This window comes from Belnapia rosea, assembly GCF_900101615.1.
Classification (GTDB): domain Bacteria; phylum Pseudomonadota; class Alphaproteobacteria; order Acetobacterales; family Acetobacteraceae; genus Belnapia; species Belnapia rosea.
On sequence record NZ_FMZX01000015.1, the window covers coordinates 1 to 21,953 of the forward strand.

At 65.6% G+C, this 21,953-nt stretch carries 25 protein-coding genes and 5 pseudogenes; 17 read left to right on the forward strand and 13 right to left on the reverse strand.

The window, feature by feature from the left end:
• From BLR02_RS30540 to tnpC, 3 genes and pseudogenes are all read left to right on the forward strand, one after another.
• Positions 1-449: pseudogene (locus BLR02_RS30540) on the forward strand (transposase); the annotation flags it as partial.
• A 201-nt stretch (positions 450-650) separates the two neighbouring features.
• A pseudogene (locus tag BLR02_RS20015) lies at positions 651-2,254 on the forward strand (IS3 family transposase); the annotation flags it as partial.
• A 164-nt stretch (positions 2,255-2,418) separates the two neighbouring features.
• Positions 2,419-3,684 (forward strand): IS66 family transposase, encoded by a 1,266-nt coding sequence (gene tnpC / locus BLR02_RS20020; protein WP_408735525.1) that lies wholly within the window; start codon positions 2,419-2,421, stop codon positions 3,682-3,684.
• Between the two features lie 336 nt (positions 3,685-4,020).
• Here the strand turns inward: tnpC and BLR02_RS20025 are convergent.
• Together BLR02_RS20025 and BLR02_RS20030 are read right to left on the reverse strand one after the other, a co-directional pair.
• A pseudogene (locus BLR02_RS20025) lies at positions 4,021-4,656 on the reverse strand (IS630 family transposase); the annotation flags it as partial.
• 350 nt (positions 4,657-5,006) lie between these two features.
• Positions 5,007-5,813 (reverse strand): IS110 family RNA-guided transposase, encoded by an 807-nt coding sequence (locus BLR02_RS20030; RefSeq protein WP_176849699.1) that lies wholly within the window; start codon positions 5,811-5,813, stop codon positions 5,007-5,009.
• A 43-nt stretch (positions 5,814-5,856) separates the two neighbouring features.
• On the opposite strand from BLR02_RS20030, the gene BLR02_RS20035 reads away from it, so the two are divergent.
• Positions 5,857-6,912: an IS110 family RNA-guided transposase gene (locus tag BLR02_RS20035; RefSeq protein WP_090664475.1), complete on the forward strand. Its 1,056-nt coding sequence runs from the start codon at positions 5,857-5,859 to the stop codon at positions 6,910-6,912.
• A gap of 266 nt (positions 6,913-7,178) precedes the next feature.
• On the opposite strand, the pseudogene BLR02_RS20040 reads toward BLR02_RS20035, so the two are convergent.
• From BLR02_RS20040 to BLR02_RS20060, 6 genes and pseudogenes are all read right to left on the reverse strand, one after another.
• Positions 7,179-7,439: pseudogene (locus tag BLR02_RS20040) on the reverse strand (IS110 family transposase); the annotation flags it as partial.
• Positions 7,440-7,754: 315 nt separating this feature from the next.
• A complete protein-coding gene (locus tag BLR02_RS30910) occupies positions 7,755-7,886 on the reverse strand; it encodes a hypothetical protein (protein ID WP_281201098.1) in 132 nt (43 codons plus the stop codon).
• 486 nt (positions 7,887-8,372) lie between these two features.
• Entirely contained in the window at positions 8,373-8,879 is a 507-nt protein-coding gene (locus tag BLR02_RS20045; RefSeq protein ID WP_090664395.1) for a hypothetical protein, read from the reverse strand.
• Entirely contained in the window at positions 8,876-9,145 is a 270-nt protein-coding gene (locus tag BLR02_RS20050) for a hypothetical protein (RefSeq protein WP_090664396.1), read from the reverse strand. The genes BLR02_RS20045 and BLR02_RS20050 overlap by 4 nt, the downstream gene beginning before the upstream one ends.
• A gap of 434 nt (positions 9,146-9,579) precedes the next feature.
• Complete coding sequence (locus BLR02_RS20055) at positions 9,580-9,852, reverse strand: hypothetical protein (protein ID WP_090664397.1); 273 nt, start codon at positions 9,850-9,852, stop codon at positions 9,580-9,582.
• A gap of 93 nt (positions 9,853-9,945) precedes the next feature.
• Positions 9,946-10,164, reverse strand: a complete 219-nt coding sequence (locus BLR02_RS20060; protein ID WP_090664398.1) for a hypothetical protein — start codon at positions 10,162-10,164, stop codon at positions 9,946-9,948.
• Between the two features lie 348 nt (positions 10,165-10,512).
• Here BLR02_RS20060 and BLR02_RS20065 point away from each other — a divergent pair, with 348 nt between their 5' ends.
• From BLR02_RS20065 to BLR02_RS20105, 9 genes are all read left to right on the forward strand, one after another.
• Positions 10,513-10,962, forward strand: coding sequence for a DUF5681 domain-containing protein (locus BLR02_RS20065; RefSeq protein ID WP_090664399.1), 450 nt, complete (start codon positions 10,513-10,515; stop codon positions 10,960-10,962).
• Entirely contained in the window at positions 10,959-11,144 is a 186-nt protein-coding gene (locus BLR02_RS20070) for a hypothetical protein (RefSeq protein WP_090664400.1), read from the forward strand. Before BLR02_RS20065 ends, BLR02_RS20070 begins: the two co-directional genes overlap by 4 nt.
• A gap of 2 nt (positions 11,145-11,146) precedes the next feature.
• Positions 11,147-11,350 (forward strand): hypothetical protein, encoded by a 204-nt coding sequence (locus BLR02_RS20075; protein WP_090664401.1) that lies wholly within the window; start codon positions 11,147-11,149, stop codon positions 11,348-11,350.
• A gap of 192 nt (positions 11,351-11,542) precedes the next feature.
• Complete coding sequence (locus BLR02_RS20080) at positions 11,543-11,767, forward strand: hypothetical protein (RefSeq protein WP_090664402.1); 225 nt, start codon at positions 11,543-11,545, stop codon at positions 11,765-11,767.
• Complete coding sequence (locus tag BLR02_RS29640; protein ID WP_090664403.1) at positions 11,764-11,952, forward strand: hypothetical protein; 189 nt, start codon at positions 11,764-11,766, stop codon at positions 11,950-11,952. The genes BLR02_RS20080 and BLR02_RS29640 overlap by 4 nt, the downstream gene beginning before the upstream one ends.
• A gap of 119 nt (positions 11,953-12,071) precedes the next feature.
• Positions 12,072-12,800: a hypothetical protein gene (locus BLR02_RS20090; RefSeq protein WP_090664404.1), complete on the forward strand. Its 729-nt coding sequence runs from the start codon at positions 12,072-12,074 to the stop codon at positions 12,798-12,800.
• 555 nt (positions 12,801-13,355) lie between these two features.
• Positions 13,356-13,664, forward strand: coding sequence for a hypothetical protein (locus tag BLR02_RS20100; protein WP_143018206.1), 309 nt, complete (start codon positions 13,356-13,358; stop codon positions 13,662-13,664).
• Between the two features lie 112 nt (positions 13,665-13,776).
• Positions 13,777-14,016, forward strand: coding sequence for a DUF6894 family protein (locus BLR02_RS31090; protein WP_408735526.1), 240 nt, complete (start codon positions 13,777-13,779; stop codon positions 14,014-14,016).
• Between the two features lie 223 nt (positions 14,017-14,239).
• Positions 14,240-14,983 carry a Crp/Fnr family transcriptional regulator gene (locus tag BLR02_RS20105; RefSeq protein WP_090664407.1) on the forward strand — a complete coding sequence of 248 codons (744 nt, stop codon included), beginning with the start codon at positions 14,240-14,242 and terminating at the stop codon, positions 14,981-14,983.
• 72 nt (positions 14,984-15,055) lie between these two features.
• Here BLR02_RS20105 and BLR02_RS28765 read toward each other — a convergent pair whose 3' ends face one another.
• The 3 genes and pseudogenes from BLR02_RS28765 to BLR02_RS20115 form a co-directional block, all read right to left on the reverse strand.
• On the reverse strand, positions 15,056-15,319 hold the full coding sequence (locus BLR02_RS28765; protein WP_143018207.1) for a hypothetical protein: 264 nt from the start codon (positions 15,317-15,319) through the stop codon (positions 15,056-15,058).
• Between the two features lie 257 nt (positions 15,320-15,576).
• Positions 15,577-15,862 (reverse strand): annotated as a pseudogene (hfq, locus tag BLR02_RS20110) (RNA chaperone Hfq).
• A gap of 247 nt (positions 15,863-16,109) precedes the next feature.
• The gene (locus BLR02_RS20115; RefSeq protein ID WP_090664408.1) at positions 16,110-16,460 is read right to left on the reverse strand and encodes a MarR family transcriptional regulator; all 351 of its coding nucleotides are present in this window, start codon (positions 16,458-16,460) and stop codon (positions 16,110-16,112) included.
• Between the two features lie 373 nt (positions 16,461-16,833).
• Here BLR02_RS20115 and BLR02_RS20120 point away from each other — a divergent pair, with 373 nt between their 5' ends.
• A complete protein-coding gene (locus tag BLR02_RS20120; protein ID WP_090664409.1) occupies positions 16,834-17,115 on the forward strand; it encodes a hypothetical protein in 282 nt (93 codons plus the stop codon).
• A 29-nt stretch (positions 17,116-17,144) separates the two neighbouring features.
• Here BLR02_RS20120 and BLR02_RS20125 read toward each other — a convergent pair whose 3' ends face one another.
• Positions 17,145-17,843, reverse strand: a complete 699-nt coding sequence (locus BLR02_RS20125) for a thermonuclease family protein (RefSeq protein WP_090664410.1) — start codon at positions 17,841-17,843, stop codon at positions 17,145-17,147.
• Between the two features lie 277 nt (positions 17,844-18,120).
• On the opposite strand from BLR02_RS20125, the gene BLR02_RS20130 reads away from it, so the two are divergent.
• Both BLR02_RS20130 and BLR02_RS20135 read left to right on the forward strand, forming a co-directional pair.
• Positions 18,121-18,351, forward strand: a complete 231-nt coding sequence (locus BLR02_RS20130) for a hypothetical protein (RefSeq protein ID WP_090664411.1) — start codon at positions 18,121-18,123, stop codon at positions 18,349-18,351.
• A 75-nt stretch (positions 18,352-18,426) separates the two neighbouring features.
• Positions 18,427-19,526 (forward strand): IS3 family transposase gene (locus BLR02_RS20135; RefSeq protein ID WP_090664412.1). Its coding sequence is split into 2 segments (ribosomal slippage): positions 18,427-18,679 and positions 18,679-19,526, totalling 1,101 coding nucleotides; the frame shifts between segments, so codons are not numbered across the junction.
• 482 nt (positions 19,527-20,008) lie between these two features.
• On the opposite strand, the gene BLR02_RS20140 is transcribed toward BLR02_RS20135, so the two are convergent.
• Positions 20,009-20,749, reverse strand: coding sequence for a Crp/Fnr family transcriptional regulator (locus tag BLR02_RS20140; protein WP_090664413.1), 741 nt, complete (start codon positions 20,747-20,749; stop codon positions 20,009-20,011).
• A 407-nt stretch (positions 20,750-21,156) separates the two neighbouring features.
• Between BLR02_RS20140 and BLR02_RS20145 the strand changes: the two genes are divergently transcribed.
• Positions 21,157-21,390 (forward strand): DUF6894 family protein, encoded by a 234-nt coding sequence (locus BLR02_RS20145; RefSeq protein WP_090664414.1) that lies wholly within the window; start codon positions 21,157-21,159, stop codon positions 21,388-21,390.
• Positions 21,391-21,953: the final 563 nt, after the last annotated feature.

The window sequence follows — 21,953 nt, forward strand, 5'->3', positions numbered from 1 at the left end:
AGGTGATCGTGGCGCACCACCTGGCCAACAACGCCTCCGACCAGGATGCGCTGGCACCCCTGCTCGACGCCGTCACCGCCAACACCAGCACCACGCCTGCCGAGGTCTCAGCCGACAGCGGATACTGCTCCGAGGCCAACCTGGCCGACCTCGCCGAGCGCGGCATCCGCGGCTACGTCGCCACCGGCCGTGCCAAGCACCCTGATGGCGGCGAGAACCGACGTCGAGGTCCGCTGGTCTCGGCCATGCGCCAGCGGCTCAGACGTGCAGGTCGCCGCAGCCGATACTGATTACGTAAGCAGGTCGTCGAACCCGTCTTTGGACAGATCAAAGCAGCACGAGGGTTCCAGCAGTTCCTGCTCCGCGGCATCCAGAAGGTGAAGCACGAATGGGCGCCCATCTGCACCGCCCACAATCTCACCAAGCTCGCCAGGGCAACACAAGCCTGACGCTCGGCGGCATGCTCACGCCACCAATGTCGCTCCAACCTCAGCGGCGTCAGCCCCTAGACGCGGTTACTCGGACGCGCTCCTAGGTGCCGCTCTCGCCGCCGCGGAGCTGGCGCGGCAGGAGGCGGAGGCAGGCCACTGGCGCCGAGGCGATGGCACTCTCTGTCAGGGAAGTTATCCGGCTGCTTGAGATGATCTTTCATTTTTGGAGGGGCGGGATGGAGGGATGAGTTGGCTTACTCACCGGAGCGCCGCACGGCGGTTTTGAAGAAGCTGGAGCCGCCGAACGCGGCTCCCTTGCGGCGGCTGGCCAGGGAGGAGCGGATCTCCGAGGCAACCCTGCACGCCTGGCGCCGCGAGGACCGCAGCCAAGCGCGACTATTGCCCGATGCCGATGCTGGCTCGGAGGGTTGGACGTCGCGCGACAAGTTCGCCGCGGTGATCGAGACGGCTGCCATGAGTGAGGCCGATCTTGCCGCCTACTGCCGCCAGCGAGGTCTCTACCCCGAGCAGATCGGGGCCTGGCGGGCCGCCTGCGAGTAAGCCAACGACTGGGAGCGCGCCAGCAGCCAGCGGCTGAGCCAGGCGACCAAGGAGGAGAAGCAGCGCGTCAAGGCGCTCGAGCGCGACCTGGCGCGCAAGGGTTCAGGCCACTGGCCCGAACGCGCTCGCTGAGGCGGTGCTGGTGCTGGTGCTGGTGCTGGTGCTGCGAAAAAACGCCGCGATTCGGGGGGACGGCAAGGACGCATGATCAGCACCCCAAATCGCCAGAACGCCATCGCGCTGATCGATCAGGCCATCGCGGCTGGCGCGCGTCGCACCCAGACCTGCGCTGAACTCGGTTTCGACGAGCGAACCTGTCGGCGCTGGCGGGCGGGGACGGCGCTCCCGAAGACCGCCACCCGAGAGCGCTCCGGCCAGCGCCTCGCAACGCCCTGTCCGCGGAGGAGCGCCGGGCGGTGCTGGACACCTGCAACAGCGAGGCTTTCAAGAGCCTGCCGCCCAGCCAGCTTGTGCCTCGGCTCGCCGACGAGGGCCGCTATCTCGCCTCGGCGGCCAGCGTCTACCGCATCCTGCGGGCCGCGGATCAGCAGCACCATCGCGGCGGGGCCAAGCCGCCGGTCCATCGCCAACCGCCGACCAGCCACTGCGCCCGTGGCCCCTACGAGGTCTGGAGCTGGGACACGACCTGGATGCCCGGCCCGATCCGGGGCGGGTTTTTCTATCACTACCTCATCCTCGACATCTACAGCCGCAAGTTCGTGGGATGAGAGGTCCATGAGCGCGAGGCTGCCGAGCTGGCCAGCGAGGTCGTGCGCCGCGCAGTCTGGGCCGAAGGCTGTCTCACCCGCCCGCTCGTCCTGCACGCTGACAATGGCAGCCCGATGAAGGGCGCCACCATGAAAGCCACTCTCGAGCAGTTCGGCGTCATCGCCTCCTACAGCCGGCCGCGGGTGGCCGATGACAACCCGTTCTCCGAAGCCCTGTTCCGAACCTGCAAGTACAGGCCGGACTGGCCGGCATCGGGGTTCGCCAGCAGGGAAGACGCGCAGCGCCAGGTCGCAAGTTTCGTGACGTGGTACAATCACGGGCACCGCCACAGCGCGATCCGGTTCGTCACGCCCGGTGTCCGATATACCGGCGAGGATCACGCGCTCATCGAGCGTCGGACCGACCCCTACGCCAAAGCCCGCGCTGCCAACCCTACGCGGTGGTCACGTCAGATCAGAAACTGGACGCCGGCCGGCGACGTCTGCCTCAACCCCGAGCGCGACGCCACCGACCACACAGTCAGAGACGCTGCCAGCGACTCAACCTGGACCAGCTGCAGCTCGGGCTCGAGGATCTCGAGCAGAGCGTCGCCGAGAACCAGGCCGGGCAGGAGGCGGCAGAGGCCCAGCAGGGCCGCCGCCTGGCACCACCCCGGCGCAACCACGGTGCCCTGCCGGAGCATCTGCCGCGCTATGAGGTGCTGGTCGATGTTGAGCGCCGCGACTGTCCCTGCTGCGGCGGCACGCTGCATGCCATCGGCGAGCTGCGCACCGAGCAGCTCGACATTGTGCCTGCCCAGTTGCGGGTTCGGGTCACCCGCCGTCCACGCTATGCCTGCCGCGCCTGCGAGGGCGCGGTGGTGGTGGCGCCCGCGCCGGAGCGGCTGATCGATGGCGGCATGGCGACCGAGGCGCTGATCGTACATGTGCTGGTGAGCAAGTTCTGCGACAGCCTGCCGCTGTACCGCCAGGGCCAGATGCTGGCGCGGCAGGGCATCACCCTCGACCGCTCGACGCTCGGGTCGGACGTATACGTCCGACGGGTTGGCCGGGCCTGCTGGTGGTTGACCCCGCTCTATGACCTGCTGGTCGGCACAGCACTGTCCGCGCCCAAGTTGTTTGCCGACGACACCACACTGCCAGTCCTCGACCCCGGCCGCGGCCGTACCAAGACCGGGCGGCTCTGGTGCTATGCGGTCGATGACCGGCCATGGTGCGGCCCAGGTCACCCGGTGGCGGCCTATGTCTACACCGAGGATCGCAAAGGTATCCGGCCCGCCGCGCATCTGGCGGCATTCCGCGGCGTGCTGCAGGTCGATGGCTATCCCGGGTTCAAGCGGCTGGCCGGCGATCGCGCCGACGCCTCGGTCGGCCTGGCTTTCTGCTGGGCCCATATGCGGCGGCACTTTTACGAGTTCCACGCCTACACCCAATCACCGCTCGCAGCCGAGGTGCTGGCGCAGGTTCGGGCGCTCTACGCGATCGAGGGCCTGATCCGCGGCCATCCCGCCGAGCACCGGCGACAGGCGCGCCAGGAACGCAGTCGACCGGTTGTCGAGGCCCTGCATGCCTGGTTGCAGGTCCATCAGGATCGCGTCTCGGCCGCCTCGGATCTCGCCAAGGCCATCCGCTGTGCCTTGCGGCATTGGCCCGGCCTGACGGTGTTCCTCAATGATGGCCGGGTCGAGATGGACTCGAACGTGGTCGAGCGCGCCATCAGGCCCGTGGCCCTCGGGCGCAAGAATGCGCTGTTCGCCGGAAGTGATGGTGGGGCGCGGCAATGGGCGATCGCCATGACGCTGATCCAGACCGCCAAACTGAACGGCGTCGACCCACAGGCCTGGCTCACGGACGTGCTGGAGCGCATCGTCTCCGGGCGGACCAAGGCCACTGAGTTGGACACGCTGCTGCCATGGAACTGGAAGTCCAACAACTCAGCCGCAGTGCCCGCTGTCGCGGCGTAGCCGCCGACGCTCAACCGGCTCCCACCGTCAATGCAACTCTGCCCATGCCATTGCCGCGACGCTTACCGAAAGCAGAAGGGGCGCTCTTGCGAAGCGCCCCTTCCTCCTGCCCGTCCGGCATTCAACGTAAGCACCACCCCTGGTCTTCGCGCCTTGACGCTCAGATGCTCGGCAATACTCCTGGCAAAACACGGATGGCAGGGGCGGCCGCAGGACTGAGCATCACTCAGGTCACACGGCCTATCGCCCATATTCGATGGAGCTTTGATATTAGTCTAATAGCTTTTTTTTAATAAAATAATAGTTTGCAGTTGCAAAGGTTTGTCGCTCGCAGCGCTAGTGGAGTGACTCCAACGCTTGCTTCCCTCGTGCGATGGCGGCGAGGACGCGATCTGGGTCGGCGGTCCAGGTGAAGGGTTTGGGTTTGTGGTTGTGCTCAGCGACGTAGCGGTTGATGGCGGCCTGCAGGTCGACGAGCGAGCAGAAGACCCCACGCTTCAGCCGACGTCGGGTGAGAGTTGAGAAGAAGCCCTCCACGGCGTTGAGCCAGGATGCGCTGGTTGGGGTGAAGTGGAAGGTCCAGCGCGGGTGGCGAACCAGCCAGGCGCGCACCTTGGGGTGCTTGTGCGTGGCATAGTTGTCGACCACGGCGTGGACCAGCTTACCCGCCGGCACTGCGGCCTCGACCTGGTTGAGGAAGCGGATGAATTCCTGATGCCGGTGGCGCCGCATGTTGCGGCCGACCACCGTGCCGTCCAGCACGTTCAGCGCGGCGAACAGCGTCGTCGTGCCGTACCGGATGTAATCGTGGGTCATTGTCCCGGCTCGTCCCTTCTTCATGGGCAGGCCGGGCTGGGTGCGGTCGAGCGCCTGGATCTGGCTCTTTTCGTCGATCGACAGCACGACGGCATGGGCTGGTGGATCGACGTACAGGCCGACGACATCGCTGAACTTTTCGGCGAACTGCGGGTCGAGAAAGGTCGTAGCCCAAGCTGTCGGGAGCCAGCTGTCATTGGTAGACGCTCACTTGCGCCACGCCGGAGTTATCGCATGTGTGGATGCCCCCTGCGGGTCAAGGCGAATCAGCGACGCAGGCACCGAGAGCGCGGGTGCGGTCATGTGTTCGGCCTCAAATGCGGCCGGTCTGGCCGCGGGCCCTGATGAGCTGCGCGGGACGAGGGGCAATCAGGTGAACGCGCTTGGGCGCGCACTGCGATAAACGGCCTCTCTCGTCACCGGCTCACCGGTCTCTCGCTGTCATCGTCGCTTCGGCACCTTGGCCCCCGCCAGGCGCGGCGCCCGGCGAGCTCGGACGCGACCGCCTAGGCGGTCGCGGCTGTCGTGTAGGTCCCTCCCCGGGCCAGCAAGGCCCAGGCGATGCGGGCCATCTTGTTGGCCAGCGCCACGGCCACGACTTTGAAGGGCCGCCGCGCCAGCAGGCGCGTGGCCCAGTCCGAGGCCTCCGGGTTGCGCCGGGCATAGCGCAGGCGGCTCGTGGCGCCGAGCACCAGCAGCCGGCGCAACATGGGGTTGCCCTGCCGGGAGATCCGGCCCAGGCGCTCCTTGCCGCCGCTCGAGTGCGGCTGCGGGGTCAGGCCAAGCGAGGCCGCAAAGTGCCGCGCGGAGGCGAAGCTCTGTGGACAGGGTACCATCGCGGCCAGGGCTGTCGCGCCGATCGCCCCGATTCCGGGGATGCTCGCCAGCCGCCGCGCCGTCTCGTCCTCTCGCGCATGGCGGACCATGCGGCTGTCGAGCCGCTCGATGCGTCCCTCCAAGGCCTCGATCTGCGCCACGAGTTCGTCCAGAGCCTCGCGGGCCAGGTGGGGCAGCCGGGCATCGTCGCCATCGCGCACCACCGCGATCAGCTCGGCGACCTTGCGCCCCTGCGCCGCCACGATGCCGTACTCGGCGAGGTGGGAGCGCAATGCGTTGACGGTCTGGGTGCGCTGGCGCACCAGCATGTCGCGGACCTTCAGCTCCACCAGGCTCGCCTGCTGCGCCTCCGTCTTGACCGGCACAAAGCGCATGGTCGGGCGCGTCACCGCCTCACAGATCGCCTCGGCGTCCGCCGCGTCGGTCTTGCCCCGCTTGATGAGGTGGATGGCCCCTGAGCGGCATCTCTGTGCCAAGCTCGGAGCTGTTGTGGCCAACGAGCGAGAGGAGCCATCCACCATGCAGACCAACGCAAAAGCCAGCCCGGCCATCATCGGTCTCGATATTGCCAAGAACTTCTTCCAGGTTCACGGGGTCGATGTCGCTGGCCAGGTCGTGTTGCGTCGCAAGCTCAGCCGCGGAGATGTGCTCGCATTCTTCAAGAATCAACCCAAGGCTCTGGTGGGTATCGAGGCGTGCGGCACAGGGCACTACTGGGCCCGCGAGATCGCCGCTCTCGGGCACGAGGTGAGGCTGCTACCACCCACCTACGTCAAGCCGTACGGCAAGCGCGGCAAGACCGACGCTGCCGATGCTGAGGCCATCTGTGAAGCGGTCACCCGGCCCAACATGCACTTCGTGCCGGCCAAGACACCCGAACAGCAGGCGGCAATGATGATGCACCGCTCCCGTGAGCTGCTTGTTGGACAAAGAACGGCTCTGGCGAATGCGCTTCGGGGCCACCTTGCGGAGCTGGGCATCATCGCCGCCAAAGGGATCCGTCGCGTGGCCGATCTTGTTGCGGAACTGGTAGGGGCGGATGCTGCTAAGATACCGCCGCTTGCCAAGGCATCGCTCACCTGCCTCGCTGCCCAGATCGAGGCGGTGGAGACGCAGATCGATAAACTCGAGGCGCTGATCCTGGAGTGGCACAAGGGCAATGAGGCGAGCCGGCGGCTGGCCAAGATCCCTGGCGTCGGACCAATCACCGCCTCAGCAGTAGTCGCCACGATCGGTGATGCCTCGAACTTCACCTCTGCCCGGCACCTCTCGGCGGCATGGGGGCTGACCCCGAAGCAGAACAGCAGCGGTGGCAAGGCCAAGCAAGGCGGCATCTCCAAGGCCGGAGACGCCTACCTGCGGCGCCTCCTGTTCATTGGCTCCATCGCAGTGATCCGCAGCAAGAAGGCGCAGGACGCGGGAAGCTGGCTGGGGAGGCTGCTGGAGCGTCGGCCGGCGAAGGTGGTGGCCATCGCCGTGGCGAACAAAACAGCCCGGGTGATCTGGGCCATGCTGCGCAGCGGGGAGGCTTATCGAGCCGCCGACGCAGCCGTCGCGGCGCCGGCTGCCGGGTAAAACGAAGGTGAGAGCTTCCCCATCGGAGATGCCGCGACCGATGGGAGCGTGAGGGCAAAGTGGAGTGATGGCAAAACCGGTCGATCCCGGAACCCTGCTGAACCCGTCTATGTCAAAGCGTCGTGGAACGCGGCCGCTTGATTGGAAGCAGGGTCGCGGATTTCATCAGGGCCCGCGGTCATGCGCACCGCACATCGAGGCCGGACACATGACCGCACCCGACCGCGGCGCCACCACACCAGAAAGCCCTTGCATCGAGGGGGCCATCCACACATGACGTAGGGCTTCACGTAAGCCGGCGGCATGAGCCGGACCGTATGGCCGAGGCGGGTGAGCTCGCGCGCCCAGTGGTGCGCTCCGCCGCAGGCCTCCATGCCGACCAGCGCCGGCGGCAGGGCCGCGAAGAAGTCCAGCAGCGCCGACCGGCGCAGCTTGCGCCGTACCACCACCCCACCTGCCGCATTGACCCCGTGCACCTGGAAGACGCTTTTGGCCAGGTCGAGGCCGATCGTCGTAATCTCCTCCATGGATGCCTCCTCTCCCTCGTGGTCAGGCTCAGCACAAACCACGCTATGGCACCTCGATGCCGCGGAGCAGGGGGCATCCACCTCATCAAGGCAGGCAAGGCTGGTCGCGCGGCCTGCGGAACGCTCCAGCCATTGGCGGAATGCTCGAGAACCAGCCCAGCAAGGGCGACGTTTGGCGGGGCAGATTGGCAAAGTCTGTCTTGCACAAACTCAGGCCGCCCGCCTTTCCTGGGCAGCCTTCTCTCTGCCTAGATGCGAATTGCGGTAGGTCCCGCTCAGGCCCGAGAAGCAGGCATTCTCAGGCGTGAGTCGCCGTCACGCCATCGGCGGGTGACGGCCGCCCAACAGCAGCAGCCCCATCATTTCGTAATCCTCAAGGGTGATCGCGCCGCTTTCGACCGCCTGCCGGATGGCCGTCTCGATGTCGACGCCCTGCGACTGCGCCACCACCTTCAGCTTGAGGTAGATGCCGGTCCGGCGGCCGGCCGGTCGTCCAGTCAGAGCGCCAGCTAGCCTCGGTCCCCAAACCGATTTGCCAAAGCCTCTTCGGCGAATTGCTTTTGCCGAATGACCAAGGCGTCAGCTCGTAGAGCCGTAACAAGCAGCTCTATCTCAGCGAGCAAGATCCTCAACTGCCGATCAAACCGAGCTTTTGCCTCAGCCATGGTGCCATCCATCGCGGCATAAGTGGATGGGTCAGTTAGGCATGCACATTGCTGTCTGATTTTTTTTGCATGGCCCAATCCTACCTTTGGTAGAGCGCTAGCGACAGCTCGGCGAGGCAGTAGTCGACCGGGGGCGGGCCGCCTCTAACCGACGGGCGAACAGCGGGCCACATGACCCCCCTATTTCGCCATGATGAAAATTCCACTCGGGGCCGGTCGCAGACCTCAAAAGCTGTAGCGATTCATTCGCTCCCGCTAGCTGCCTCCGTCACACCACCACGTGCTGGCATCGCGTTGCCGCACACTTGGTAGGGGTTGAGCACCGCTCATCCGGGAACACGGTGCAGTCCGAGGCTACCCTGGCGCGACCGAGGGCCGTGCGGATCGCCGCCTTGCCACCCGGAACCTTGATGCCGTGCAGCGCCAGGGCCGCCAGCCAGGCCGTAGCGAAGTCCTCGGGGTCGCACCACCCCTTCCCGCTCATGTGCTGCGGCCAGCCGTAGCGGTCCACGTCCTCGGCCAGCCGTTTCCCCTTGATGGGATAGGTGCCGTCTAGGCATTCCAGCCCATAGGCCGTGACGGCCCATTGCCGGCCGCGCCACCAAACCTCGTGCAGGCGCTTGCCGAGAACGCGCACCGGCGTCCGGTCGATCTCTACAGGGCGGTCACCGCGTCGGGGTGGGTCCGGTGGGAGGTTTATCGCTATGAGGTCATTCGCGATCAGCAGCCGCAGGTGGCTGAACATCTGGCCGGGTGCTTCGGGCTTGTCGGTCATATCGCACCTCCTGGCCGTGGCTGCGCAGGCGTGCCCGGCGGCCTCGGCTCGGCCTGCACGAAGCCCCCACCCAGCTTGATCCGGACCGTTTGGCTCACCTGCTCGAGCTGCTGGTCGGCGCTGACCTTCAGTTCGGGCTCAACGTGGAGCGTCACCTGCTGGCTGATAGGCAGAAGCTGCTGAGCCGCGGACAGACCCGACCGGACGGACACGGTCACGGTCTGGCTGATGGGGCGCAGCTGCCGGTTGGCAGATAGGACGGGCATGGCGTGCTCCTAATCAGGTGGGGATAGGGGGTCAGCCGGCCTTTCGCCGGGCCCGCAGCGCATCCATCCCCTCGATTACATGCGTCATCGTCTCTCGGCCTCGGATCTGCAGCCCACTCAGCTCCAACGCGCAGCCGGCGCGGCCGGCTTGATGGTGACCAGGTATATCGGCGCCCGCTGCCACCCCGGCCAGTCCGGCACCTGCAGGACGTTCCGACGCATGCCTATGGCCTCGGGTGGCAACCCCTCCTGAGCAGTCGACGGTGGAGCTATTGAGCGAGGACGAGACGCTAGGCCGCCTTCTCCCGCGACAATGCTGCCTCGCAGACCCGGCAGCGCCATGGCGTCGCATCTCCGCCAGGATCGGCATAACGGGCACCGCACCGCGAGCAGACGATCACCAGCACTGGCTTTTGCTTCGCCTAGCGCACCCCTTACCTCACCTTCGGCACCGCCAACATGTATTTCGGCAGCCGGCGCTCATCGAGCCAGAGATCCACCAGCGGGGTGATGGTGCCCACCGAGCCGAAGCCCCGGCCATGGAACGGGTGATCCGGCATCCGCAGCGTGCACACATGCCCGCCCTTCTGGCAGTCGATGACGGCGCCGCGGTAGCGGTAGGACGGGCCGCTCAGCGCGCCCTCGGCCGCGGTGATCTCGGGCTCAGGGCGTGCCGCTGGCGGGGGTGGATCCGGGAAGAGGGTCATGCTGCAGGGTAGTGGGCGGGTGCGTGCAGTCTCTTAACCGCGGCAAGCCGACCAGCAGCTACGTTGTATGGCTCTCAGCCGAGGCTGCCGCCATCATTGGAACCACGCCGCTGGCCGCATCGCCGCCGCCTTCTTAATCCACGCCCCGCAGAAAGCTCGGAGGCTCACCTCGATATCCCCGTCGGTCATGCCGGCATCTCGGGCTGTTCCGATGTAGGCCCGCATCGTCAGCACCATCAGGCCAGTTTGTTCATGGGGCGGTAGATCAGCCAGTACGACGGCGATCAGGGCAGTGGTGTCGGTCGAGATCATTTCACCCAATCCACCGCCGCCAGAACGGCCGCCGCGCCTCGGCCAGCGCCTCCCGCAGCCTCTTCGCCTCTTTGGCCGCAACGGCAGTTTGGACATGCTCCGACCGGAGCCGTCTGGTTATTCCCGAATGCACCCTTTGTTGTCCCCGTAGTGGGTGAGGTCTCAGTGCAAATCAACACCAATATATGGGTGATCACGCGCATACGCGCATGCGCACACAGAGCGGTTTGGGTTTGGGGCGTCACTGGCCGTCACTGCCGTCACTGGCGCGGAACAACCCGGATGGCTCGCTGACGTCTGGCGCCCGCCTCAACCTCAGCAGCCATCGCAACCGGCAGGAGCCCACCCGTGAGCGCCGAACCTGAAACAACAGATCTGAAACAGACGGGTGGTCGGTTCGAGCCGGGGCAATCCGGCAACCCGTCCGGGCGCCCGCGCGGCACGCGCCATAAGGCTCTTCTCGCGCTGAATGCCATCGGCGCCGAGGGGGCCGAGGCCGTGCTGCGCAAGGTGGTGGAGGACGCGCAGGCCGGTGACATGCGTGCGGCCGAAATTCTCCTCCGCCGGGTCTGGCCGGAGCGAAAAGGCCGCCTGGTGGAGTTTGACCTGCCGCCGATCGCCGGCGCCACCGACGCGGTGAAGGCGGCTGCCGCCATCGTGGAGGCAGTCGCGTCTGGTGATCTGACCCCCGACGAAGCACAGGCAGTCGCCGGCGTCGTGGAAATTCAGCGCCGGGCGATCGAGACCGCAGAGCTGGCCGAGCGCATCGCGGCGCTCGAGGCGAGGGCGGGGCAATGACCGGGCACGCCCTCAACCGACGCGTGGCGGCGCTGGAGCAGGCCGACGCGGGAGCGAAGCCCTGGACAATGATCTACGTCGGCTTCGGTGAGACGCTGGAGCAGGCCATGGCGCCGCAGTTCGGCCCCGCAGGCGCGCCGCCAGACGCCAGCCTCATCATCGTCACTCTGGGAGAAGCCTAGTGATGGAGCAGGTGTTGAGCGGCCGGGATGATCTGTCGCGCCTCACTGACGAGGAGCTGGGCGCGGCGATTGATGACGTACAGCGGCAGCTACGGGAGGCCGAGGCAGCGCTGCGGGAATGGGCGGAATGGAATGATCTGGCGGCGGCTGCGATCGCTGGCCATCCGTTGCCGCGCGATAACACCAGTGAGGAGGCTGAACCATGAAGCCGATTGAGGTGCGCATCATCCGGCTCGAGCGAGCCGGTGGAACAGGCTGGGAAGCTTTCCGGCATGTCCCCCGGCGGAGCAGTGGCCCGACGCGGCGCTGTGGGCCTTCCTGGGGCTTCCTGAGAGCACCAGCGATGTCGATCTCCAGCGCATCATCGACAGGGCGCCTGAGAGCAAGGTGGCGCGGCCATGAGCGGCACTATCCATCGGCGCGTCGCCGCCCTGGAGGCACGGCGCGCGCCTGCGCCGAGCTATGTGATCTGGCTGTCGGATGAGGACCTGGCGAGCCCGGCGGCGGTGGGTGTGGCCATTGCTGAGCACCAGCGCCGCACGGGCTGGACCGGGCCGGTGATCCTGGCACCGCCCGAAGCGACGATGGAGGAGTGGATGGCGGCTCAGAGGGCGGGGTTATGAGCACCACTCTGCACGCCTGGGCATTGGTCGAGGAGGTCGCCATAGGCGCGGTGAAGACGGACCCGGCGGCGCGGGAGCACCTGTTCGGGCCGGAGCTGCAGAAGCTGGCCTGCCGAGGTGCAAGAGAACAATCCCTGCGGGGGGTTCCTAGCCAGATGGCCGCGACGCCTAAAGCCTATGCATAGCGAAACTTTCTGCTCGGATAGAAAACTCGCGGCATGGTTTTACCCTAGGACCACCACACTTTGTGGATTGAGAAACCCTAGGTCAGTTAGCCTTCGTCCGGGACAAAGGGGACTGCCTCATGGGCCCGGACACGATCGCCAAGAAGGCCTTGGTTTGGTTGGCACGCCGCACCAAAAGGGTCGGCCAGCACATCGCCCGCCACAACTCAGAGCGAAGGGTCTTGGCCGAGCGGGTAGCTCCAGGCGAGCGCCCCTGGATTCTGCGCAAGGCGTTGCACAGCGTGACCCTCGGCGGCGACCGGGTCACCAAGAAGATTTGCGAGAAGACGCTCAAGAGCTTCGATCACTACGTCCTTCAGGAAAACGGTAACCATGCTTTTACAAAGCTATTCGAGCGGCAGATCGGCCGCCGGGCGGAGCAAACCGCCTTCCGCGTGATCGTGGACGATGCGGGGCGCATCGTGACCGGGTTTGCCATCACGGCCGCGCAGGCTGCGGCGTCCATGACGGCGATCCTCATCCTCGACAAGGCCCTCACCGATACCATCCAGGGGCTTAAACAGGTCGAGCAGGACTATGTGGCCAAGCACCCTCACCCAGAGGAAGGTCTGGCCGAGAAGATCGCGGACTTCTTCATGTCGGACCTGGGAAACGAACCGGCTGGAGAAAACGAGGGCCTGTACATCGCCAAGGACCGCTACAGGATCATAATGGAATGCCAGTACATCTCGCTGATGGAGGAACTTCAGGGCGCCTCGATCGGCGGCGAAGAGCGTCAGGACCTGTTGTTGCAGTTCCGCGAAGGCGTAGCCGGTAACGTCGCGCCATATGTCGAAGACCAGGGTTAGGGTCGCGGTCGCGCACAAGATGCCGGGCGGCCGTATTTCAAGCGGGGCTCTCCCTGCCCTGTGCCTCCGGGCGCCCCGCAATCCAACGCAGCGGGGCGTGTTGCGCGGTCGGCGACGAGCGGGCTAGCTTGTCAGAAGGCATGGCTGATCCTAGCCAATTCACCGCCGCCAGAACGGCCGCGGGGCCTCAGTCCTTTGCCAGCTTCGCCCAAGCCCGCATCACCGGTCCCGCACATCGCCAGCGGCAGCGTCCGCCCCCATCGCCCGTGGTGAGGGTGTCGCCATCTCCCCAGCGCTAGCTCCCCAATACGGAGGCAGGCCCGCAGGTAGATCTCGCTGACCCAGACGGCCATCTCCTTGTCGTCGCGCTGCTTGGCGTAGAGCGTCATCGCCGCAGCGCCGCGCGATCTCCCGGTCCGACCACTGCGACCACTCAGGGTCATTCAGCAGCGTCTGCACCGCCCGCCGCACTGTCCGTACATCGCCAGCGGCGCCGTTGCGCGCCAGCGCTCGCGGTGGGCTGGTGCCGATGCTGCGACAGCCGATATCTGCACCATGAGCCTGCCCCCTGATGACCAGCCGACGCCCGCGAAGTCGAAGATCTCGCCCGAGGAGCGCCGGCGCCGAGACGCCGATCGGCTGAAGAGTCTTCGCCTTCGAATGGCGATCAGCCGCGAGTTGGACGAGCGCGGCATCACCACGCCCAATGAGATCGGCGCTGCGCTCGGGATGCCGCCGGCCGAGGCGACCAAGCTGCTGAACCGGCATCAATGGCGCGAGGGCGACGTGGCGCAGCTCGCGGCTGCGGCGGCTCGGCTGGGGGTACTTGTGCCGAAACCCTCAAGCGACAGCTGGCCGAACTGAACGGGGTGACTGCGGCAGCGCCGGTTCACCTGCGATGCGCGGCGGTTATTGCAGGTGATCGATGTTTGAAAGCGGACAGGCCGAGGCGAACGGCAGGATGTAGGCTACTAAAATGCAGTGTTTTTTCTTCCATTCTCGCACCAATGAGGCGCTTAGCCTCGACGCGGAAGGGTCGGAACTCTGTGACCTGGGCGCGGCTAAGAAGGAAGCAATCGCTACGTTGCAGCAGATGATCGCAGATCGCCTACGCAGCGGTGGGCCAGCGAACGTTCCACGAATCGAAATCGCCGATCAGGCCGGGCAAACGCTGGCGATAGTCACGCTTAAGGATGCGATTGGTTTGCCTCGGTAACGGAAGTTATCGCAGGTGATGGGGCGAGGCTATGTAATCCTGTTGTGTGCGGAAACGTACATAGACCACGCCGAGGCAGTCTAATCGCAGCATTCGTACGGTTCTGGGCTGACGCAACGCGGTGTGCGTAGCCATGTGCAATCCATCATCCGCTGCGGCCCTTCGGCGCGCGTGACCGAGAGATGCCTGTGCTCCCGCCGACACTCCGTCGCAGGAGCCCTCCATGACCCTCTCCATTGTACCAGCCGCCTCCCCGCGCAACCGCCTGCTGCAGGCCCTGCCGCCCGGGGATCTGGCCGAGCTATGGCCCCAGCTCGAGCCGGTCGAGCTGACCCTCCGCGAAGTGCTCCAGGTGCCAGAGCAGCCTATGGAGGCAGCGTGGTTCGTCGAGACCGGGATGGTCTCGATGATCGCCATGTTAGAGAATGGCGACGGTGCGGAGGTCGGGATCGTCGGCAATGAGGGGCTGATCGGGCTGCCCCTGCTGCTCGATGACGACCGCGACGACCTGGAGGGCCTCGTGCAGATGGCCGGCACCGCCTTCCGCATCCCAGCCAATGCCTTCCAGGCGGTGCTGGAGCGCCTGCCCCAGCTGCGGCGCCTGCTGAACCGCTATGCGCTAGTCCATTACGGCCAAGTCGCGCGCACTGGCGCCTGCAACGGCCGCCACCATACCGACGATCGCCTCGCCCGCTGGCTGCTGATGGCGCATGACCGGGCCGGTGGGGATACCTTCCCGATCACCCATGAAATGCTTGGCATGATGCTGGCGGTGCGTCGCGCCGGGGTCACGGTGGCGGCCGGCGTGCTGCAGAAGGCGGGGTTGATCCGCTATAGCGGCGGCCGCATCACCATCACCGACCGGCCCGGCCTCGAGGCGGCCTCCTGCGACTGCTACGGCGTCACTCGCCGTGCCAAGGACCGGTTGTTCGGTCTTGGACCTGGTGAGCACTCCTATTGGCATTGACGGGTGGCGTGCCAAGGCGTGGACCCGCTGGCGGTCCGCTGCACCAGCACGCTGCGGCGGTTGGGTCATAGCTCACCGCTTGTGTTCTTCCAGCGACACAAGCCGAGCGCAGGCTGAAGCTAAATCTTTATAGCCAGAGAATTTTGCCAGCGCCTCCAGAGAGGCGAGCCCTACTTGCCAAGCAACAGGTTCTGCTGCCGCGAACCAATCACCTTGAGTAGCCGCTGATTTACCCCTCCGCTGCCGCATTTCGTGCTGGTCAAACGCCTCCTCGAAGATGCGTAACAGGAGAGTGGCTATCTCTGGGTTGGTCGCTTGGTCCTCATTGGTTTGCATGGCTGCTCAAGGAGATGCGTCACCTTGTTCCTAACGGCGCCATTGGTGAAAGACCACCAGGGCGATCGCCAGCAGTGCGACTGCGATCAACACGGCGCCCATTCGCGTACCGACTCTTTGTGAAAATACAACGCTTTCCATCAGCAGCATGGCCAGGCCAATGCAACGGCTTCAGCCAACGTCATGGCGCTTCGCTGGCCTGCCTCAGCCGTTCCCCTGCTGCGCACTCATTCCCCACGGTAGACCCGGTTCCCAGATCATGCCGGGCGGCGTGCCGGAGCGAGGCGGGAGGACACGGCTGGCCCCGTGGGCGCTTCCGTCTGCATGGTCTCGCTGCTTGGCATGACGGTGCTGATTGCTTTTTTTGAAGACGAGCTGCGCATGGCCGGCCCGGGTCAGCATCAGGGAAAAGCGGTCGAAATCAGCCACCCGACCCTGCAACTTGACCCCATTGGTCAGGAAAACCGTCACCGGTGATCTGGTTCGGACCAGCTGTGCCAGGAACACGTCCTGAACAGACTGCGGTGGTTCCTGGTCTGCCATGGTGGTGCTTCCCTTAACCCCGGCGCTTGCGGGGAGGATCCGGCTCAACCGAGGCCGGCCAAGAGTTAGCCTCCTGCAGCGGCTTGGTACCACGCACCTTACCATCCAGCCGGCCAGTCTTGGCTTCCTGGTGCCATCGTTCACGGTACCGGTGAACAAGTTCTCGAACGAGGTCGTGAGCGACTTTTTCTAACACCGGCGTAGCTGGCGGTTGGACGGGCAATACAAGCCTCCTCTCGCGGTTCAACTAGGTCCTATGACCGGTCTCCGTAGCAGCCCTAACCATCGTCGCCCCCAACCGCTCCACCATCGCGGTCCCGCCAACGGTCCGCTGTACCAGAACGCTGCGTCGGTCATTCAGATCAACCTCCCGGTACGCCAAGTTGAGCTCTTCCAGCCGGTCGAGCGCGCGGGTAATGGCGGGCTTGTTGATGTTCAGATGCTTCGCCAACCCGCGGACGGTTTGCGGCTCGTCCGTCTGGTAGATCACCAGCAGCACGGCGAGGTACCGGAGGGGCAGATCCGGATGGTCAGAACGGATTTCGGACAGGCATGTCTCGCGCAGGATCTGCAGCAGGCGGTCGGGGTCATTGGTCATCGGCTGGACCCTTCTCCGGCCACGCCTGGTCCCCTCTGAGACCCGACAGCCGATGGAGAGGTGCGCCCGCAAACCGATTGTGGAGACGGCGGATCCGGGCCCAGCGCGTCATTCGGGCCTCTAGCGGCCGAACGCCAAGCATCACGGCAACGCTGACGGCTAGGCCGACGTAGGCCATCTCGACGGTGATCAACGGACATTCCCCAGCTTTACCTGCCGGAAACATCACCACAGCCATAATGATCTGACAAAAGAACGACGCGTGAGGGCAGCACCCTTGATGCGAAAATCTCATCAACCTATGGGTATCTCGTTACATAACACGTTTAAAAGGTGTTATGCCCCTCCGCAGACAAGGCAGAGGGATCCTGTTATGCAAAGCATCCTCGTTATGGCTGCATTGCTTCTGGCTGGAGAAGCCGCCGCGCAGTCCACTTATTACCAGGGCTACACGAGGCAGAACGGCACCTATGTGCAGCCGCATTATCAATCTGCTCCCAACGCTAGCCGGCTGGACAACTGGAGCACGCAGGGGAACGTCAATCCCTACACAGGGCAGGCCGGAACCCGGAGCCCTTACCCTGCCTTCAACGCGCCCAGCACGTCGGGTGGCAATCCTTACGCAAGCCAGCCACGTTCAATCTATGGCCGCTGAGAGCATCCTTTTGCCACATAGCGTGGATCTCATCGGCAAAGGCTTTCGCACGGCACTCCGTCACGATCGCCATCCAACCGTGAGAGCCCACACTGCTGCAGGTAGAAGCGAGCCTCGGCGCAGCTGGTCATCTCCCGACAATACTGCTTGCCGCCGCAGGTGAAGCCGCTGCTCGCCGTTGGTGCGGAACGCATGGGCGCTGCCGGCGCCTCAGCGCTGTGGCCGGTTCCACCTCCACGCATTGCGGCGCGCCATTCCCAAGGTGGCGTGCGTTCGGCCTCGGGGAGTGACCATAGGCCGCGGCGACCTGCCTTGGCTTCGGCCTCGATCCGCAGCAGCTCGGAATCCCGACTGTATTGACGATAGACCCAAGCGGCACCCTGCCGGACCATCTCGGCATTCACGTCCAGCGGGCCAGCGTAGACTCGCCCAACAGTCCGCCCGTACCGGTCCGTATCCTGCACCACGATCCGCACGTCTTTGCCGAAGACTAGTCCCGAAAGGATCTGCTGCGCGCGTGTGCCGTAGGGCTGTCGGCTCTCGGGGGTGTCGATCTCGCCTAATCGGACCCGCACTTGGCGGTGCTCCGCAGTGAGCAGGGTCAAGGTGTCCCCGTCCGCGAGGCCGACCACCCGCCCGAGCAGTTCGGCAGCCCCAGCGGAAGAGCCGGACAGAAGCGCAAGCAGGACGAAGATGGCGGCCGAAAGCCGCTGGATGACGAGAGGCATGCTGCTACCTGCCACACCTCTCGCCACGGTTGTAGCGGCTGAACAAAGCGTGCCTGTACCTAGCATCAGTACCGAGGGCTAGAATTGGCAAAGCCCCGCCATTGCTGACGGGGAGCAGGGAAAGGGCGAGGAGGGCCGCGGCAGGCGGCAGGGAAGGACGCGGCATCGGGGGCGGCAACGCCATCGCTGCCAGTGGGTTCGTCGATTTTCGGGTCGCCGCTTTCCATTGCTGGGGGTAGGGCTAGCATCGGTTGCTGCGGCGGCCGACATCTGCGGCATGAGCCTGCCCCCCGACCAGATGCTGCCCGCGAAGCCGAAGATCTCGCCCGAGGAGCGCCAGCGGCGAGATGCCGATCGGCTGGCCATGATCCGGTTGAAGATGGCGATCGGCCGCGAGTTGGACGAGCGCGGCATCACCACGCTGGCCGAGATCGGAGCTGCCCTTGGGATGCCGCCGGCCGAGGTGACCAAGCTGCTGACCCAGAAGCAATGGCGCGAGGGGGCCTGACCCTAGACCGGGAAACTGGCCCACCGATTGTGAGAGTTTTCGGGCAGGTTTGTTGACCCAAGGGGAGACCTGCCGATGAGGAAGTCCCGCTACACTGATGAACAGGTGGCATTCGCCCTGAAGCAGGCGGAGCTCGGCACGTCGGTGGCCGAGGTCTGCCGCAAAATGGGCGTGTCGGAGGCCACGTTCTTCCGCTGGAAGCAGAAGTTCGGCGGCCTGGGCCCGTCGGAGCTGCGGAAGCTCCGGCAGCTGGAGGAGGAGAACGCGAAGCTCAAGAAGCTCGTGGCCGACCTCAGCCTGGACAAAGCCATGCTCCAAGAGGTGCTGGCAAAAAAGCCGTGACGCCTGGTCGCCGGCGCGAACTGGTCCGGCACGTGCAGGACCGGTTTGGAGTGAGCGAACGGCGGGGATGTGCAGCGCTGCGCTTCCACCGCTCGTCGCAGCGCTACTGCTCCAGCCGCGACGATCAGGCGCCCCTGAGACTGCGGATCCGCGAGATCGCCGCGGTGCGGGTTCGCTATGGCTACCCGCGTATCCACATTCTGCTCCGGCGTGAGGGCTGGCCGGTGAACAGGAAGCGCGTTTACCGATTGTACCGGCAGGAAGGCCTGAGCCTGCGGCGCAAGCGGCCCAAGAGGCATGTCATGGCAGCGCGCCGAAGCGAGCGACCGGTGGCGACGCGGCCGAACGAGCAGTGGTCGATGGACTTCGTCTCCGACGCACTCTTCGATGGGCGTCGCATCCGCGCTCTGACGCTGGTGGACAACTACACGCGCGAGGCGCTGGCGATCGTGGTCGACAGCGGCATCCGTGGAGAGCATGTGGTCGAGGTTGTGGAGGCGGTCGCTGCTTGTCGTGGTGCACCGGGCCTCATCCGCGTGGACAACGGGCCGGAGTTTGTCTCGAAGGTGCTGGACCGCTGGGCCTATGAGCGCGGCGTGACGCTCGACTTCAGCAGACCCGGTAAGCCGACCGACAACGCCTTCGTGGAGTCCTTCAACGGGCGTCTCCGGGACGAGTGCCTCGACACGCATTGGTTCTTGTCCCTCGAGGACGCCAGGGCCAAGATTGAGGCCTGGAGGCGGGACTATAATGCGTTCCGACCTCACACTGCCCTGGGGCACCAGACGCCCCAGGAATTCGCTGGCAAAGCAGCCCAAAAGCGCTGCTCGTGACGCTCGGAAGCTCTCCCTTCGGGCGGACCAGTTTCGGGTCCACGGTCAGGCCGTCGAACAGCTCGCGGCTGCGGCGGCCCGGCTGAGGGTGCAGGTGCCGGAGCCAGCAAGTGACGGCTGGTGCCGGAGCCAGCAAGTGACGGCTGGCCGAGCTAGAGGGCGCCGCTGCTAGTGCGGAACGCTCGCGAACTTCCCCGGCCGGGGTGGTGTTGGATGAATGTTCATTGCTTTATCATCCAACTCGAGGCCGTCTCGCTCCCAGGCAGGCGGCCTTTTCTTTGCCCGCAGGCCGATTGCGGCCGTGCTGTCTCGCCTGCGAAGTGATACAGTGGCGAACCAGCGCGATCTCTTTGGGCTCGAGCTGGATTTTCAGGGGTCGTTCGACCCAACCTTCAAAGCCGTCCTTTGTCACAACAGGGGCGGCTTTTCTTTGTGCGCTGCTGATTGTGGCAGCGCCGGCTCACCTGCGGTGTGGGACAGGTTCAGGGGCGGTAAACGTCCCTTGCCTCCTGTGACAACCCGAACAGGCTGTCTTGGGAGCGGCGGACTATGCCGTAGCACTCGCAGGCGACGCTCTCCAGGCCGGGCCGATCGGTGATCGTTATGTGCCCCCGTCCGTATTCGATGTGGCCTGCCTTCTGCAGTTGGCCCGCTGCGACAGTGACCCCGGCACGGCGCAATCCGAGCATCATCGACAGGAACTCGTGGGTCATCGGGAACTCGTCTCCCTCGGCCCGGTCATGCGCCATCAGCAGCCAGCGCGCGAGGCGTTGGTCGGTCTGGTGGCGGCCGTTGCAAGCCGCGGTCCGCACTACCTGCCCGTGGTGGACCAGGGCGTAACGGAGCAGGAGGTTGTGCAGGGCGGGATGGCGTTGCAGTTCCTGGCGGAACGCCCGCACGTCCATCCGCAGGGCAGTGCCGGGACATTGCACCATGGCCTCGATGTCGTCGTGGTCGGCCCCGAGTAGGACGGGGAGCCCGACGAAACCCTCGCGGCCGATCAGCCCGACCTCGGCAGCGTCGCCGTCCTCCATATAGGCCAGCATGGAGGACCAGCCGCTCTCGGGGAAGTAGACGGCCTCGATGGGCCTGCCTGGCGCTTGTAGGACGTGACGGAAGGGGAGCTCGACGGACTTAAGCTGCGGCCACAACTCGGCCAGAACATCGGACGGCAGGGCTGCGAGCAGGCGATTACGGGATGTGGGTGTGGCGGAGAGGGCCATGGAGGGCTCCTGCGACGGGGGTGTCGGCGGGAGCGCTGGCCTCTCTCTGTCGCCCGCGCCGGAGGGTCGCGGCGGGTGATGCGCTCCATATGGGCATGCGGGCCACGATCCGTCGGCGCAGAACCGTACGGCTGGTGCCGTTGGGCTGCCTGGGCGCGAGCACTGTACGATTTCGTGCGTGGCTGGACCGCATGGGGTCCTGGCGAGATGCTCCCGAGGGTGCTGAGGGTCGGACTACCTGCCGTGGAGCCGGGGCTGGAGGAGCCGCCTGAAGGCGGATCCGGGCCGCCGCCGCTGCGCTGGGATCTAGGTGATGCTGCGGAATGCTCGCAAACCCGCCCGCCCGGCCGGGGCGGGGCGTACGAAAGCGTGCTGCCACACAGGGGACTTGAGCCTTAGGCTAGAAGATGCCCCGATTTTTTCTGAACATCCGCGACGGCGATTTTTTGGCCAGGGACGACGAAGGGCTCGAGTTCCCCGACCTGGAGGCCGCACGCGCTGAGGCTTTGGCAGCCGCGCGCGATGTCCTCGGCGATGCCATCCAACACGACCAGGTTCAGGACACGCGGCAGTACGAGATCACCGACCCAAGCGGTAAGGTGCTGGCCACGATCCCCTTGATGGATGCCCTCAAGTCCTAGGTGCGGGTGTTATCGCAGATTAGGCAGGGCCGGATCGAGCGACACGCGGAACGCCCTGGCCGCTGGCGGAACGCTTACAAACTTGCCGATCCAGGGCAGCGTTGACCGGATGCTGCGGAATGGTCGCCGCAGCGCGTAGCAGTACAACAAGCCTAAGCTAGAGGCCGTTCGCAGGGGGCCCCGCGAACGGCCTTTTGCTCGACCTGCTAGGTTTCAGCCCTTCGCCAGCATCGCCCAGGCCCGCAGCACAGCCCCGCACATCGCCAGCGGCTCAGTCGCGCACCATTGTCCGTGGTGCGCCGGAGTTATCGCAAGGCAGGCAAGGCCGGTCGCGCGGCCTGCGGAACGCTCCCGCCATTGGCGGAATGCTCGCGAACCAGCCCAGCAAGGGCGACGTTGGGCGGGACGGACTGGTACATCTTATCCTTCCCAACTCAGGCCGCCCGCTTTGCGTGAGCGGCCTTCTCTCTGCCCAGATGCGAATTGCGGCAGGCCAGCCGGCAAATAGGAGAACAGACCTCGCGGCGATACACTCCTTGCTGATGGGATCGTCACCACCGCCT

What these genes read in the sequence shown, in the direction of transcription:
- BLR02_RS20050 (WP_090664396.1), bottom strand. Translation starts at nt 9,145, where the DNA reads ATGCCCGTCCTATCTGCCAACCGGCAGCTGCGCCCCATCAGCCAGACC.
- BLR02_RS20080 (WP_090664402.1), top strand. Translation starts at nt 11,543, where the DNA reads ATGAGCGGCACTATCCATCGGCGCGTCGCCGCCCTGGAGGCACGGCGC.
- BLR02_RS20130 (WP_090664411.1), top strand. Translation starts at nt 18,121, where the DNA reads ATGAGCCTGCCCCCCGACCAGATGCTGCCCGCGAAGCCGAAGATCTCG.
- BLR02_RS20045 (WP_090664395.1), bottom strand. Translation starts at nt 8,879, where the DNA reads ATGACCGACAAGCCCGAAGCACCCGGCCAGATGTTCAGCCACCTGCGG.
- BLR02_RS20070 (WP_090664400.1), top strand. Translation starts at nt 10,959, where the DNA reads ATGACCGGGCACGCCCTCAACCGACGCGTGGCGGCGCTGGAGCAGGCC.
- BLR02_RS20035 (WP_090664475.1), top strand. Translation starts at nt 5,857, where the DNA reads ATGCAGACCAACGCAAAAGCCAGCCCGGCCATCATCGGTCTCGATATT.
- BLR02_RS20090 (WP_090664404.1), top strand. Translation starts at nt 12,072, where the DNA reads ATGGGCCCGGACACGATCGCCAAGAAGGCCTTGGTTTGGTTGGCACGC.
- BLR02_RS20115 (WP_090664408.1), bottom strand. Translation starts at nt 16,460, where the DNA reads ATGACCAATGACCCCGACCGCCTGCTGCAGATCCTGCGCGAGACATGC.
- BLR02_RS28765 (WP_143018207.1), bottom strand. Translation starts at nt 15,319, where the DNA reads ATGCAAACCAATGAGGACCAAGCGACCAACCCAGAGATAGCCACTCTC.
- BLR02_RS20105 (WP_090664407.1), top strand. Translation starts at nt 14,240, where the DNA reads ATGACCCTCTCCATTGTACCAGCCGCCTCCCCGCGCAACCGCCTGCTG.
- BLR02_RS20120 (WP_090664409.1), top strand. Translation starts at nt 16,834, where the DNA reads ATGCAAAGCATCCTCGTTATGGCTGCATTGCTTCTGGCTGGAGAAGCC.
- BLR02_RS20060 (WP_090664398.1), bottom strand. Translation starts at nt 10,164, where the DNA reads ATGATCTCGACCGACACCACTGCCCTGATCGCCGTCGTACTGGCTGAT.
- BLR02_RS20125 (WP_090664410.1), bottom strand. Translation starts at nt 17,843, where the DNA reads ATGCCTCTCGTCATCCAGCGGCTTTCGGCCGCCATCTTCGTCCTGCTT.
- BLR02_RS31090 (WP_408735526.1), top strand. Translation starts at nt 13,777, where the DNA reads ATGCAGTGTTTTTTCTTCCATTCTCGCACCAATGAGGCGCTTAGCCTC.
- BLR02_RS20145 (WP_090664414.1), top strand. Translation starts at nt 21,157, where the DNA reads ATGCCCCGATTTTTTCTGAACATCCGCGACGGCGATTTTTTGGCCAGG.
- BLR02_RS29640 (WP_090664403.1), top strand. Translation starts at nt 11,764, where the DNA reads ATGAGCACCACTCTGCACGCCTGGGCATTGGTCGAGGAGGTCGCCATA.
- BLR02_RS20055 (WP_090664397.1), bottom strand. Translation starts at nt 9,852, where the DNA reads ATGACCCTCTTCCCGGATCCACCCCCGCCAGCGGCACGCCCTGAGCCC.
- BLR02_RS20075 (WP_090664401.1), top strand. Translation starts at nt 11,147, where the DNA reads ATGGAGCAGGTGTTGAGCGGCCGGGATGATCTGTCGCGCCTCACTGAC.
- BLR02_RS20140 (WP_090664413.1), bottom strand. Translation starts at nt 20,749, where the DNA reads ATGGCCCTCTCCGCCACACCCACATCCCGTAATCGCCTGCTCGCAGCC.
- BLR02_RS20100 (WP_143018206.1), top strand. Translation starts at nt 13,356, where the DNA reads ATGAGCCTGCCCCCTGATGACCAGCCGACGCCCGCGAAGTCGAAGATC.